Origin of the sequence: Bacteroides caecigallinarum, from assembly GCF_021531075.1 — a bacterium.
Taxonomy (GTDB): domain Bacteria; phylum Bacteroidota; class Bacteroidia; order Bacteroidales; family Bacteroidaceae; genus Phocaeicola; species Phocaeicola caecigallinarum_B.
Genome location: NZ_JADYTJ010000035.1, coordinates 20,389 through 35,257, shown reverse-complemented (window position 1 = coordinate 35,257; position 14,869 = coordinate 20,389). Strand labels below are relative to the sequence as shown.

The following is a 14,869-nucleotide window of genomic DNA, read 5'->3' as shown; positions in this document are numbered from 1 at the left end:
TTGTGGAAATATTCTTTTATTACTGATAATTTTATCTCATTCCACATTTTCCTTTCTTCATTTGAATTCAGATGTATAAAGTATATTTCAAAATTATAATCCTTAAATGTTGTAATCAAAGAATCAAATGAAATTAAATCCCGCTGGTCAAAATTAGTAATAAAAGCTACCTTATGTATTTCTTTAAAATTAGTAAGTTTCGCTTCTTCCGGTATAGAATAAACAAATACAGGACTACGTTCAATAACTTCTGCAGTAACACTACCCATAAGTCCATACTCTGTCATGTTCTCCCCTCTTGTACCCATAACAATCATTAATGGCGATTCTTCACGGGCATAACTCAATATTTCCTCCTCAGGGATTCCTTCTCGAAGCAAACATGAATACTTCACTTCAGGCAACTCTCCATCAGCCATCAGTTTATCAATATTATCAGTCAAATCCTTCAAGCGCTGATGAACGTTATCCAGCATACTTTTAATGCCTAATTCTGCCTCATAAGGTATACCATATCCTTCAGTTGCATACTGTAGACTAGGCATATAGACTGGGCTGAAATATACGTGCATAAGCACAGCTTCCACTTTAATCTGTGCAGCGAAATTAAGTCCAAACCGGCATGCCTTTAATGAGTTTTGTGAGAAATCTACAGGAATCAATATTACAGGTGTTTTAGACTTCTTTTCTGTTTCTTGAGTATGTTCTTTCACCACATCTTCCGCCAGCCATGCAGAACTTTCAATAATACTCAGTGCACGTGGCAAATCACTTTCTTTAATTCTTATTCTCACTCCAGAAGAAATAACAGGCTGTATGAGATTTACATTATGAATATAAGCATCAATACCCTCATTTTCCAAGACATTCTTTAATATCTGAGCTTTTGAATAAGTCAATATAGCAAGGGTTACTAGTCTTTCTTCCATATTGATATGATTTTAATTAAAAAAATAATAGCTATCATAGTTTGCAGACAAATCCCCGCACAACTATCATAGCTATCATACAAAAATTAAATATTAGCATTTTCTCTAAGAATATCCAATGCTTTGTCTAAAACGACAGTATCATCAAGCATAACCAAACCTCCATCCGGACCTGGCTCCAAATGAATACCTACACATTTACCATCCTTAAAGTTCTGCCCTCCAAAAAAGTTTCTTACAGTTTCTACTGATATATTTAATTCATCGGCAATGCGATGCATACTTCCTTCTGGTAAAGAATCTTTTATGTTTCTCAGTTCATTAAATGTAATAGTCCTTGTCATAGTAATCATTTTTTAAGTATTAAACAACACGTTTATTATCTCGATGATAAATATATAAAAAAATTATATGACAAGCAAAAAATAATGTCTTTTTTATCAAAAAACCTACATTTAACATGGACTTATTTCACACATGACTCAAAAATATAAAGATTTGGATATAATCATACCATATATCACCGCATAAAAATAAGTTAATAAAAGAACCAGTATTACTATATTTACACTTTTCACATCATATCCACTTTCAGTGTATTGTGCAGATATGAACCTAGGCCTTGAATAAAGCTTCTTCAATATAAATTTATACAGAAAATAAACTAAAATACCAGATAATATTCCATCAAGCATACCAAAGAATATGTCACCCGGATAATGTACGCCCAAATAAACACGCGAATATGTAGGTATCAATGCCCACAAATACATCATTATTGTCATTTTATTGTTCTTGATAAGCAATGAAATGAAAGTGGCTACAGCAAATGTATTTGCAGCATGACTGGAAATAAACCCATACTTCCCTCCTGCTCTATAATTATTTACGACATCAACCATATACATAAATTCAGGGTCTTTTGTCGGTCTGAACCTTTCAAACAAGGGTTTACACAAACCCGATGCTATCTGGTCTGCCAAAGTTATTACCAAAGCAATAAGGCAAAGTATCGTTATCCCTCTCTTTAAATTATTGTTCTTGAAAATTACATACAGCAATGCAATAGCCGCAGGTATCCAAGTTTTGGTCTTGGTCACTATATACATAAAACCATCCCAAAAGAGCGAATCGCTACCATTGAATTTCAACAACAGTAGTTTATCCATATCTATCAATTGCTGTATGTCCATATAATATATTTATATTCAGATTAAATTACCTCTATACTCTCTGTGGAAACCCACCCTCTTGATCCATCTTCAAGGCTGACTTCTTTCCAACCTTTCATGGAATTGTCATTGATATACACCTTTGTACCCTCATGCAATACGAACAAATCTGTTCCACTATCATCAGGTGTACTCTTTACAGTGACAGATGGTTGCATTATTATGGCTCCAGTACGATTTACAAGCTTATCTTTTTGTGAATCGGCAAACATATTTGCAACAACAGTAAGAACCAGAAAAACAACAGCCAACGAAAAACCTGTTTTCCTAATTACGATCTTATTTCCAAAGATATATGCCGATGTTCCCAAAAGAAAAAATATAAAACATACAACTGCAAAACCTGCCCACGAAGATTCACTCATCAAATCGCGGATAGAATTTACCCACGTAACGATAAAAATTTCGCTCTTTGGAGTAACCTTGTCAATTGTTTTGCTTTTTGCCATTTCCAGGTTATATCTTATATCTTCATCTCCAGGAGACAGAAGCAATGCACGTTCATAATTCAAAACTGCCTTTGCTATATCCTTGTTCTTGTAATAACTATTTCCCAGATTATAATACATATCAGCCGATTCCTGTCCACCTTCCAAAATAGCTTCATATTTTTCAATTGCCCCCTTAAAGTCATTCTCCTGATAAGCTTTGTCGGCCTCAGTTTTCAAAGAAGCATTGGCAGGCAACAGTATACATGCCAAAAGCATTACCAAAACATACATTCTATTCATTTTATATATCTCCTATATGTTTTTAACGTTTAATACAGTTTTCCATCTTGCTTATTACATCTACTGATGCAGCATAAACCTTATCCATAGCCTCATTCTGATTTCCCGGAGCATATCTTGCAAATTCACATTCGGACAGTGCACCGATAAACTCCTTAATCAAGTCTTCAGGAACTCCATGACCAGACAATTCTGCTTCAATATTATCCCTTGACAATTTAGATACAGGAATGTTAAGCTTATCACTTATATATCCCCACAAAGCCTTTAGGACTTCATCATAGAACTCGTTGACCTTATTCTCTGAAAGTAACTTACCAGCCAATTTCATACGTTTGGTAGCAACCTTATTGGCTTTTTTAGTCTTAACTTTTGCAACATTGGCACTCTCAATAGCCTGTTTTCTATAAATCACAACGAATACTACAAACAAAAGGAAAGGAATGATATACCACAAATAGTAAGCAGTCGTACCATAGAAATAATTGCCTTTTTGTCTGAGAGCAGTATCTCCTGTTTTGATAAACAATATATCAGTACCAAGGACCTTTACATTTTCCTTGTTTGTGAAATCAGCTATCACCTGCTGGCTGGCTGCACTACCATCACCTTTTGCAACTTTAAGTTCATAGGCTTCCGTCGTAAGAGTCTTATACTTTCCTGATTTGATATCAAAATACTTAAACTCTATCGGAGGAATAGAAAAATTACCGGCATGACGAGGTATTGCAAGATACTCAATCGTTTTTGTTCCACTCAACCCGTTGGCTGTCAATTCATAATTATCTTCGATTTTTGGATCATAAACCTCGAAATCATGAGGGAACTTAACCTCAGGAGCGCTTACAAGTTTCATGTTACCTGTACCACTGATAGTCAACTTAATGGTAACAGCTTCATTAGCCTTAAGCTCGGTTGTACTGATATCCGATTTTAAAGAGAATGTACCTACACCACCCGAAAATCCCTCTGGTTTAGAAGGAAGCGGATCTACATTTATTACCAACTTTGGAGCAATAATCTTCTTGTTAACCTCTACGTAGCCACCTCCATTAAAGAAAGCCTCAAACGGATCGTCAGAAACAGCTACTCTTTGTGCTACAACAGCATCGAACGTTACAGCAGGTATTTCAAGTTTTCCGGACTTCTGAGGAAACAACACATACTGTCTGTAGACCACAGTATTATAGTTTCTGCCTTTATAATGCTCCAATTTAAAAGTCTTCTGAGTTGGCAATTCTACCTCCTGCACATAAAACCCTTGCTGGTCCGGCATTTTTCCCAACAACTGGCGTAAATCCACTGTAGTATAAGCTTTGTATGTCACCAATATAGCCTCCTGCTCATGGACCTTAGTCTTGCTTGCCGTAGCCAGTACAAACAAATCCTTATCCGTAATTCTACCGCTTGATTTCTGGTTTCTGGAAGATATACCGCTATTTCCCTGTCCCTGATTAGAATTTGCATCTTCTTTATCCTTTGGAAGAACCTTTATAGTAAGTGGATTAGAAAAAATCTTTTCACCATCCACTTCTATACTTGCAGCAGGAATATTAAATGTACCTTCCGATACGGCCATCAAAATATAAGTATATGTTATGGAACGGCTTGATGACACTTTACCATTAATAATCTGTGTGCTACTCTGCTGCGAACGGCTAGGCCCCATAAGTACATCAAATCCCTTGGCTTGGGGAGCAAGGAAATCCTTAACATCCTGCGAGTTCACAGTGTATGTTAGTCTGAACTGATCACCATTTACCACCACCTCAGGAGCAGAAGCCCTTAATGTCACCTCGTCTTTGGCAAACATTTGTAGCGGTATGACAATCATCAATATCAAGAAAATATATTTTCTCATCATTCTATAATTTATTGTTTCTCAACTAATTAATAACATCAAATCATGCACAGAATATTGTTTACCAGTCTTTTTCAAGTTTCTTTCCGCTAACTTGCATCTGTTTCTTCACCTTGTCCTGTACATCCTTTTCGTCCTGCATTGCAGCTCTCAGCAGTTGTTCAGCATTTTCTTTCGACATTTCATCTTTGTTTTGTTGTTGCTGTTGCTGATTTTGGTTTTGCTGCTGTTGCTGTTGTTGTAGATCCTGCTGTTCCTTATTCTGTTCTTTCTCGTCTTGTTTCTGATCCTGCTTCTGATCTTTCTGCTGATCCTGATTTTGCTGTTGTTGCTGTTGGTCCTTCAGCTGTTTCTGCGCAAGCACAAGATTATAACGTGTTTCATCATCCTTAGGATTATTTCGTAAAGACTCCTTATAAGCCTCTATACACTGTGGAAGCTGTTTAGATGACTGTAATATAACCCCCATATTATGATATATATGAGCCAACTTATTCTTATCCTTTTCCAGACGTGCCGCTGCCTCAAACTGCTCCATTGCTTCTTTAGCTTTTTGCTGCATAAGCAGTGAATTTCCCAGGTTGAACATGGCATCAGCCGATTTCGGATTAATCTCCAGAGCCTTTCTATAATCAACTTCAGCCTTTACAAAAAGACTGTCGTTATACAGTTTATTTCCGCTTCTAAGATAGTCCCTCTCCGTTTTCTGTGCATAAGACACTGCTGAAGTAAAGAGCAATATTCCGAATAAACATAATTTACTACACCACATAAATCAATCCTGTTTGAAAAGTTTCACATTCTTAAATAAAGGATTTTTTCTGTTGAGCAACATAACGTCCACAGCCAGCAAAATCAAAGCCAGCCATGCAAGCACGTCAAACTGTTCATCAAATTCTGTATAGACCTGAGTCTCGACATCTGCCTTTGCCAGCTTGTTTATCTCCGCATTAAGAGCACGTTCTGCATTGTTGGTATTGTCCACACGTACGTACATACCATTACCAGCCTTAGCTATTTCCTGACACATCTGCTCGTTAAGTTTTGTCACAACTACATTGCCATCCTTGTCACGGCGGAAATCATTTGTTCCTTCAACCGGGATAGGCGAACCATCAGGCGAACCGACTCCCAGAACAAATACTCTTACTCCTTTTTCGGCAGCCTGTTGTGCCGCCTCCACAGCTCCTCCCTCATGGTTTTCACCATCAGTAATAAGAACTATTGCACGACCGACACCTTCATTTGGAGTAAAACTCTTCATTGCCAAATCTATGGCACCACGGATATCAGTACCTTGGGTTGTAATAAGTGAAGGCGAAATAGTCTCAAGAAACATCTTGGCAGATATATAGTCGCTAGTAATAGGAAGCTGAGTAAATGCCTCTCCTGCAAATACAATCATGGCAACCTTATCATTATTGAATGTTTCCACTAGCCTTGATACCATTTTTTTAGACTTTTCAAGACGGCTAGGTGTAACATCCTGTGCCAACATTGAATTTGAGATATCCAGTGCCACCACAGTTTCCACCCCCTGACGTTTCACTGTTTCCATCTTAGAACCAAACTGAGGACGTGCCAACATAAAAATCACCATAGCCAATGCCACAGTCACCAGCCAGAATTTTACGTCAGGCCTGTATTTTGAAACATTAGGCATAAGGTGTGCCATCAGTTCTGGGTCGCCATACTGACGCAGTTTTTTTCTTCTCCTATAATTGGTAAATATGTAGAATACCACCAATAAAGGAATTATCAATAATAAATATAAATATATCGGTTCTCCAAATCTAAACATGGCAAATCTCTTTTAAGGTATTTTTTTCAAAACCGTGTTACGTAAAATCAATTCAAGCAAAATACACAGGAAAGCAACGAGAGCAAAAATCTCATACTCTTCTTCTCTTTTGCTGAATTCCTTGACATTCAGTTTTGTTTTCTCCAATTTGTCTATCTCCTCATAAACCTCTTTCAGCTTAGAATTGCTTGTAGCCCTGAAATAATTACCATTGGTTTCGGCAGCTATCTGTGTCAGAGTCTGTTCATCTATTTCTACCGGCGTCTGTATATACTGCACTCCGGCATAAGTCTGCATAGGATACGGAGCCGTTCCGTTTGTTCCCACACCGATTGTATAAACTCTTATTCCAAACTGTTTTGCTATTTCTGCTGCAGTAAGTGGCGAAAGTTCACCACGGTTATTCACACCATCAGTAAGCAGAATTACAACCTTTGACTTAGCCTTACTGTCTTTCTGTCTCGTAACGGCATTAGCCAGCCCCATACCGATAGCAGTACCATCTTCTATCATACCGCGATATATCATCTCGCAGCTAACACTGTGAAACAAATTCAACAAGACACCATGATCCACAGTAAGAGGGCACTGGGTGAAAGCTTCACCTGCAAAAATAGTCAGACCAATATTATCATTAGGACGTCCGTTTATAAACTCTGCAGCAACCTGTTTCGCAGCCTCCAGTCGGTTAGGCTTCAAATCTTCTGCAAGCATACTCGTAGAAATATCCACAGCCAACATTATGTCAATACCTTCAATCTCTGTATTCTGCCAGTTGTCTGTAGTCTGAGGTCTTGCCAGCACAAGGACAATCATTACGAAAGTACATAAACGAAGCAAAAACGGAGCATGAATAAGATATACCTTCCAACTTTTGCGCACATTCATATACATACGCGTAGTTGAAACTTGCAGAGTAGCTTCTGTTCGTTTTCTGCGCATAATATACCATACTATATAAGGTATAAGCAGAATTAATAAAAACAGATATTCAATATTAGCAAAAATCATAACTTCATTCATTTAAGCATTAAAAGAAGAGATCAATTATGCATCTTACAACAATGTATAAGCATACAGCAGCTCCCACACCAGTGGCACCAATACTGCACATCAATGCTATTCGTCCTTGTTTCGAGCGTTTTTCCTCAACCTTTATCTCCGTAGGTTCCTTCTTCGCATTTGCATCCTCTTCCTGTTTCGTTTCGTTGATAAAGTCTATCGCATTCACCAGATTCATGTCGTTTTCATTCATCATAGGTGCATGTTTTGCAAACTTCACCAAATCAGCAGTTTCAAAAAGATATTTCAAATCCTTTAGAGAATCTTTGTCCTTTACCTGAAGCAGATGCTCTATAATCTCAGACGATGTCATTTCCATAGCATTAAAACCAAATCTTTCCATAATATACGTACGGATGACATCAGTCAGCTCGGTATAGTACAACTTAGGATCTTCCCTTTGCACACTCTTGTTGGCTTTTATTTCCTCTATATGCTTCATGGCCTCCTGATGTGGCGGCAACTTCGGCTCTATTTTTATAATCCTGATGATAGGCTTGTTGTTCTTCAATCTTACTATCAGGAACACACATGCAGCCCCTAAAAGCAACATCAGAATTATAGAATAAACCATACTGTCTATATCCTGCCATTCTATTGGCACTTCCACTACAGTCTTAGGTCCGAAAAACTGGTCAGGATGCAGAGTGTCAACAGGAATAGAATACACTTTTAGGGCCAATGACTCAGAACGATACTTCTCATCATCCACCATAACTTCCAGTGGAGGAAGGTAGTATAAAGCAGAGTCAAATGAAGTAATGGTATATTCCTGGCTTATGACCCACCTCTTATTGTCATTAAGTTTCTGGGTATCAGGTTTTGCTATATCCAATACTTCAACACCTCTCACCAGTGTATCTTTGATAACAGGCAACTGCAACTTTCTGTCAGCATCCATACTAACTTCCAGGTGTACCTTTGTCTGTTCTCCTACGAGCAATTGCAAAGAGTCGATACTTGCCCTAACCGTAACCTGCTGCGCCCTGACCTGCGGACAGACCATCGACATAGAGGCAAAGCATAATGCGCCAAGCATCAACTTTCCGTATTTAAATAAAATATTCTTCATCTGACCATTAATTTCTTTTAGCAAACAAATTAAGCAAAGCTCTTACATAGTCCTGGTCTGTACGTACCGAAACAGAATCAACATTACACAAATTGAATATATTATTCAACCTCTTCTGCTGTTCCATCCACCATTCGTGATGAGCCTTTCTAAGCGATTTGGACGATGTGTCAATCCATTCTTCATGACCTGTTTCCGCATCGCGGACCAACATAAGTCCTACATCAGGCAAATCTTCCATTCGGCGGTCATATACCTGTACAGCAACCACATCATGTTTTCTGTTTGCTACTGTCAATGCATTCTTGAAATCCTTGTCATCAATAAAGTCGCTCAACATAAATGCAGTACAACGCTTCTTCAATACATTCGTAAGATACTCAATTGCGCATTGCAAATCAGTACGCGAGCTCTCCGGTTCAAAATCCAGCAATTCGCGTATAATATATAGAATATGTTTGCGTCCCTTCTTGGGTGGAATAAATTTCTCTATTTTATCAGAGAAAAATATCACACCAATCTTATCGTTGTTCTGTATAGCAGAGAAAGCTATTGTGGCCGCAATCTCTGTCACCATATCCTTTTTCATCTGCTTTGATGTACCGAAGTCAAGACTGTTCGATACGTCAACAAGCAACATCACTGTAAGTTCGCGTTCCTCTTCGAATACCTTTACGAATGGCTTGTCAAAGCGTGCCGTTACATTCCAGTCTATATCTCGCACATCATCGCCATACTGATACTCCCTCACCTCCGAGAAGGCCATACCCCTTCCCTTGAAGGCAGAATGATACTGTCCGGCAAAAATATTGCTTGACAGTCCACGAGTCTTTATTTCTATCTGGCGTACACGCTTTAATAATTCAGTAGTTTCCATTCTTCAAAAAAAGGTTTCTTATTAAGGCACTTCAACTTTATTAAGTATCTTGCTTACAATTTCATCCGAAGTAACATTTGTAGCTTCAGCCTCATATGTCAGACCGATACGATGACGCAATACATCGTGAGCCACAGCACGGACATCTTCAGGAATTACATATCCTCTACGCTTGATAAATGCATAGCTGCGTGCAGCCAGAGCCAAGTTGATAGATGCACGTGGCGAACCGCCAAAGCCGATAAGGCTCTTAAGTTCCTTCAAGTCATATTTCTCCGGATAACGTGTAGCAAATACTATGTCTGCGATATACTGTTCAATCTTTTCATCCAGGTAAACCTGTCTTACCACTTTTCTTGCTTCAATAATATCTTCAGCCTTCAATATTGGTTTGATTTCCACCTTTTCTCCAGAGATATTCTGACGGATAATCTTCTTTTCCTCTTCCAGCTTCGGATAGTCAATAATAACCTTCAGCATGAAACGGTCCACCTGAGCTTCAGGCAATGGATAAGTACCTTCCTGTTCAATAGGGTTCTGAGTAGCCATAACCAGGAAAGGTTCAGGCAGACGGAATGTTTCCTTGCTCAGTGTCACCTGACGTTCCTGCATTGCTTCAAGCAAAGCACTCTGTACTTTTGCCGGAGCACGGTTAATTTCATCTGCCAACACAAAGTTCGCAAAGATAGGACCTTTCTTGGCGATGAACTGCTCATCCTTCTGACTATAAATCATTGTACCGATAACGTCGGCAGGCAACAAGTCAGGAGTAAACTGAACACGACTGTATTTTGAATCTATAAGCGATGCCATTGTCTTAATAGCCAATGTTTTTGCCAGACCAGGCACACCTTCCAACAATATATGTCCGTCTGCCAACAAGCCAATCAGCAATGATTCAACCAAATGTTTCTGTCCCACGATAACCTGATCCATACCTGTCATCAGGTTTGTCACGAACGCACTCTGGCGTTCGATCAATTCGTTCAATGCACGAATATCAATAGCTTCAGCCATAATTTCTTGTTTATTTTATTAATTTCATTTTCTATATTCTATCCACCAATCAAGGTTAATTCCTTTTTAGTGCACCCAAAATTACGTTTTTAAGTTAACAGACACAACTAATATTTATTAAAAAATCATACCAATGTATCTATTTAAGTCTTTTTTATCTTATTCCTATGAATTTAAAAACAAATAGTATATGTAAAACAAAGAAACAGCATCAATAAGGATATCCATCCCAATGACACTGTCCCTACATACAATATGTTAATCCACCGGTGTCAACACCGGTATAGACAATTCTGTCCCTATCGGTACATTATTTGGATCAACTATAACATTTTTGTTGTGCATGACTATATAAGGCCACAACTTTTTATTCTTATAATAACGGTAAGCTACTTTCGACAAGGTACTACCTTTTTTTATAGTATATTTTTCAATGGTTCCAGTTATCTTGTAAACCACCTGATCACTAAGATAATCAATTTCATCCTTATCTTCCGTTGTGGAACTTATAATTGAATCTATAGTTCTTTTATTGGTTTCTATCGTGTCATGTACCTGTGCATCTATTGATATAGAATCCTTATTTGAACAAGCAACCAAACGAACAGAATCTTCAAAAGCCGTATCAACTACAGAACCGTCAAGACTATCATCAGATTCTGAAACACCACTCATTCCACCCGAAAGAATTCCCCACATAATTCCGCCTCCTATTATAATACCGGCCAAAAGTATTGCAGCGAACAGATACCAATGGGTATTACTTTTTGCATCACCGACCTTCTCATCATGCTGCAATTCATTTTTTTCATAGTCCCCTTGACTCTCTTTATCATCCGCCCCGTTCACAGAAGAAACTTTCTCTTGACATTCCAATGTCTGTTCATCTTTCGTTTCATCCTTATCCAACCATGAACTGGTTTCATCCGACGCAACCTTAACCTCCTCTTCTACATCACTAAAACGAACCGTATCCTTTAATTCCACAGCCTGAAAATGAGCGAACGGCTTATTGACAGCATCTCTAATTGAAGATTCAGGAACAAACACTACTCTTCCCTCACCCAGATCAGCATCAATAAGTTTAAAGGTTCCCAAACCATTTACCCTTACATACTTATCCCTTTTCAGCCCCTCTACTATCAGTGCCAAAAAGCTACAGACAAATGCATCTGCATCTGTCTGTACTATATTCTGTTTTACCGCGAACTTGGGAATCAGTTCCTCTAATGTCAGTTTCTCATCCATTCGCTACTTTTATTCTCTCGTAACATTAACCTTTTCCTTTAGTTGTTCAGATGGTCTGAACCCTATCATCAACATAGGTGGATACAGCATACGTTTCCCTGTAGTCTGATTTGTTATAATCCTCTCAAGCCTCTTTTTAACATCAAATGTACCAAACCCCTGCAGTGACACGCTCCTACCATCCTGCAATCCTCCCACAATTATATCAGACAAAGATGCCACCATTCGTGCTGCATCTTTTTCGTCACATCTGGTCTTTTCCGACAGTAATTTCAGAAATTCATCACCATTCATTCCACAATCCTCCCGTAAAGATCAAAATCGTCTGCATCTTCTATAACTACATTATAGAAACTACCCTCAACCAATTTTCCGCCATCATACTTTATAAGCACTTCGGGATCTACTTCAGGAGAATCAAATTCTGTACGACCGATATAATAATCACCTTCTTTTCTGTCAATAATGACTTTCAATGTCTGCCCTATCTTCTTATGACTCAACTCGGCAGAAATATCCTGCTGCAAAGCCATAAGCTCATCCAGTCTTTTCTGTTTGACTTCCTGAGGAACATCATCTTCGTAATTTTCCGCCGAATAAGTACCTTCTTCCTCGGAATATGCAAAAGCACCCATACGGTCAAACTTGGCAATCTTGACAAATTCCTTCAACTGTTCGAAATCATCTTCTGTCTCTCCAGGATAACCAACCATCAAAGTAGTACGCAAATGTATCCCGGGAACCTCATTACGGAATTCCTCTATAAGTCTGTAAGTTTCTTCCTTTGTGACGTGTCTTCTCATTCTTGTCAACATATTATCACTTATATGCTGAAGAGCTATATCCATATACTTGCAGACATTGTCGTTTTCCCTCATTACACGGAACAACTCCCTTGGGAATTTTGCCGGATATGCATAATGCAGACGTACCCATTCCACTCCCGGAATCTTAGCCATTGCATCTATCAGCTCCGGCAGCATCTGTTTTTTATACAAATCCACACCATAGTAAGTAAGTTCCTGAGCTATAACCTGAAACTCCTTCACGCCTTCCGAAACGAGCAATCTGACTTCATCCAGAATTTCCTCCATAGGCCTTGACACATGGCGTCCTGTAATAATAGGAATGGCACAGTAAGCACACTTTCTGTCACATCCCTCGGATATTTTCAGATAAGCGAAATGCTTAGGAGTAGTGAGATGCCTTTCTATTGCATATTCAGGATGATAAACCTTTCCCAAATCATTCAGAAGTTCGTTCCAGTTAAATTTACCGTAAAACTTGTCTACCTGAGGTATTTCAACCTTCAGTTCATTAAGATATCTTTCAGACAGACATCCCATCACATAAAGTTTCTTAAGTTTCCCTTCCTCCTTAGCCTGACAAAATTCCAGTATCATATTGATGGATTCTTCTTTCGCATCACCTATAAACCCGCAAGTATTTATCACGACTATTTCCCCTTGCGGTTTTTCTGTATCATGTGTCACCTTGTAACCATTGGCTTCAAGCTGTCTCATCAACTTTTCTGAATCCACCAGATTCTTGGAACAACCAAGAGTTATAATATCTATAGTATTTTTCTTCATTTATTTTCCTTCAGTACCAAACAACGAATCAACAAACTCACGACGGCGGAACACCTGTAAGTCTTCCATACCTTCACCCAATCCAATATACTTCACAGGAATCTTAAACTGGTCAGAAATCCCTATCACCACACCACCTTTGGCAGTACCGTCCAGTTTAGTGATAGCCATTGCATTAACCTCTGTAGCCAGAGTAAACTGTTTTGCCTGTTCAAAAGCATTCTGTCCTGTCGAACCGTCAAGTACCAGCAATACTTCATGCGGAGCATCAGGAACAACCTTCTTCATCACATTCTTTATCTTTGTCAACTCGTTCATAAGCCCCACCTTATTATGCAGACGTCCGGCTGTATCAATAATCACCACATCAGCATTATTTGCCACAGCAGAGCTCAGAGTGTCAAAAGCCACAGATGCAGGATCGGCACCCATTTTCTGTTTTATAACCGGCACTCCTACACGTTCACCCCAGATATCCAGCTGTTCTACCGCTGCTGCACGGAAAGTATCAGCCGCTCCCAGATACACAGAATTTCCAGCTTTCTTAAACTGATATGCCAGTTTTCCTATGGTTGTAGTCTTTCCCACACCATTCACACCTACCACCATAATCACATACGGTTTCTTACCGTCAGGCAAAGTAAAGTCCTCGGTATCAACAGTATTGTTTTCAGTAAGCAGTGCTGCTATTTCTTCTCTAAGAATATTATTCAGTTCCTGAGTGTTTACGTACTTGTCTCTTGCCACCCTTGCTTCTATACGCTTTATGATATTAAGCGTAGTCTCAACACCCACATCCGAAGTTACCAGTACCTCTTCAAGGTTATCCAGCACCTCATCATCCACTTTAGACTTACCGGCCACAGCACGAGCTATCTTTCCGAATACACTTTCTTTAGTTTTAGACAATCCCTTGTCCAGAGTTTCCTTCTTTTCTTTAGAGAAAAAGCTAAAAATTCCCATACTTGTATATTTATCTATTTATGACACAAAGATATAACTAATTTCTTAGATATAAAAAAAGTTCCCACCGTTATTATTGGCGGGAACTTTTAAAATATCATTTAATAGCTGTTACGCTAAAATTATTTCTTAAAGAAGTCCTGAACTTTTTCGTTAGGAACCATTTGTTCGTCAAAAACGTAAGCACCAGTCTTAGGTGACTTAACCATTTTGATAACCTTAGTATAAGAACGTCCTTCTTTACCTGTCTGAAGGGTTGCGACTGTTTTCTTTGCCATGGTTTATTCTTATTATTTAATTTCTTTATGTACTGTTACTCTCTTCAAAATTGGGTTATATTTCTTCAACTCCAATCTTTCAGTTGTATTCTTTCTATTCTTAGTAGTGATATAGCGAGAAGTTCCCGGCAAACCACTTTCCTTCATTTCTGTGCACTCAAGGATTACCTGTACTCTGTTACCTTTAGCTTTCTTAGCCATAGTCT

17 protein-coding genes are annotated in these 14,869 nt (G+C 38.6%); all 17 read right to left on the bottom strand.

Features of this window, described 5'->3' with window-relative positions:
- A partial coding sequence (locus tag I6E11_RS10095; RefSeq protein WP_235337921.1) for a universal stress protein occupies positions 1-929 on the bottom strand: 929 nt, incomplete at its 3' end.
- An 86-nt stretch (positions 930-1,015) separates the two neighbouring features.
- Positions 1,016-1,273 (bottom strand): DNA-binding protein, encoded by a 258-nt coding sequence (locus I6E11_RS10090; protein ID WP_235337920.1) that lies wholly within the window; start codon positions 1,271-1,273, stop codon positions 1,016-1,018.
- A 138-nt stretch (positions 1,274-1,411) separates the two neighbouring features.
- Entirely contained in the window at positions 1,412-2,122 is a 711-nt protein-coding gene (locus I6E11_RS10085; protein WP_235337919.1) for a phosphatase PAP2 family protein, read from the bottom strand.
- A 20-nt stretch (positions 2,123-2,142) separates the two neighbouring features.
- A complete protein-coding gene (locus tag I6E11_RS10080) occupies positions 2,143-2,892 on the bottom strand; it encodes a tetratricopeptide repeat protein (protein ID WP_235337918.1) in 750 nt (249 codons plus the stop codon).
- Positions 2,893-2,914: 22 nt separating this feature from the next.
- Positions 2,915-4,753, bottom strand: coding sequence for a BatD family protein (locus I6E11_RS10075; protein WP_235337917.1), 1,839 nt, complete (start codon positions 4,751-4,753; stop codon positions 2,915-2,917).
- A gap of 61 nt (positions 4,754-4,814) precedes the next feature.
- Positions 4,815-5,525: a tetratricopeptide repeat protein gene (locus I6E11_RS10070; RefSeq protein WP_235337916.1), complete on the bottom strand. Its 711-nt coding sequence runs from the start codon at positions 5,523-5,525 to the stop codon at positions 4,815-4,817.
- Between the two features lie 3 nt (positions 5,526-5,528).
- On the bottom strand, positions 5,529-6,554 hold the full coding sequence (locus I6E11_RS10065; protein WP_235337915.1) for a VWA domain-containing protein: 1,026 nt from the start codon (positions 6,552-6,554) through the stop codon (positions 5,529-5,531).
- Between the two features lie 12 nt (positions 6,555-6,566).
- Positions 6,567-7,565 (bottom strand): vWA domain-containing protein, encoded by a 999-nt coding sequence (locus tag I6E11_RS10060; protein WP_235337914.1) that lies wholly within the window; start codon positions 7,563-7,565, stop codon positions 6,567-6,569.
- Between the two features lie 19 nt (positions 7,566-7,584).
- A complete protein-coding gene (locus I6E11_RS10055; RefSeq protein ID WP_235337922.1) occupies positions 7,585-8,655 on the bottom strand; it encodes a BatD family protein in 1,071 nt (356 codons plus the stop codon).
- Between the two features lie 40 nt (positions 8,656-8,695).
- Positions 8,696-9,565, bottom strand: a complete 870-nt coding sequence (locus tag I6E11_RS10050) for a DUF58 domain-containing protein (protein WP_235337913.1) — start codon at positions 9,563-9,565, stop codon at positions 8,696-8,698.
- Between the two features lie 21 nt (positions 9,566-9,586).
- Positions 9,587-10,582 carry an AAA family ATPase gene (locus I6E11_RS10045; protein ID WP_235337912.1) on the bottom strand — a complete coding sequence of 332 codons (996 nt, stop codon included), beginning with the start codon at positions 10,580-10,582 and terminating at the stop codon, positions 9,587-9,589.
- A gap of 258 nt (positions 10,583-10,840) precedes the next feature.
- Positions 10,841-11,830, bottom strand: a complete 990-nt coding sequence (locus tag I6E11_RS10040; protein WP_235337911.1) for an HU family DNA-binding protein — start codon at positions 11,828-11,830, stop codon at positions 10,841-10,843.
- A 9-nt stretch (positions 11,831-11,839) separates the two neighbouring features.
- The gene (locus tag I6E11_RS10035) at positions 11,840-12,124 is read right to left on the bottom strand and encodes an HU family DNA-binding protein (RefSeq protein WP_235337910.1); all 285 of its coding nucleotides are present in this window, start codon (positions 12,122-12,124) and stop codon (positions 11,840-11,842) included.
- The gene (rimO, locus tag I6E11_RS10030) at positions 12,121-13,422 is read right to left on the bottom strand and encodes a 30S ribosomal protein S12 methylthiotransferase RimO (RefSeq protein ID WP_235337909.1); all 1,302 of its coding nucleotides are present in this window, start codon (positions 13,420-13,422) and stop codon (positions 12,121-12,123) included. The genes I6E11_RS10035 and rimO overlap by 4 nt, the downstream gene beginning before the upstream one ends.
- Entirely contained in the window at positions 13,423-14,385 is a 963-nt protein-coding gene (gene ftsY, locus I6E11_RS10025) for a signal recognition particle-docking protein FtsY (protein ID WP_235337908.1), read from the bottom strand.
- A 122-nt stretch (positions 14,386-14,507) separates the two neighbouring features.
- Positions 14,508-14,663 (bottom strand): DUF4295 domain-containing protein, encoded by a 156-nt coding sequence (locus I6E11_RS10020; protein WP_007558249.1) that lies wholly within the window; start codon positions 14,661-14,663, stop codon positions 14,508-14,510.
- 12 nt (positions 14,664-14,675) lie between these two features.
- The gene (gene rpmG / locus I6E11_RS10015) at positions 14,676-14,864 is read right to left on the bottom strand and encodes a 50S ribosomal protein L33 (protein ID WP_154042552.1); all 189 of its coding nucleotides are present in this window, start codon (positions 14,862-14,864) and stop codon (positions 14,676-14,678) included.
- Positions 14,865-14,869 lie beyond the last annotated feature (5 nt).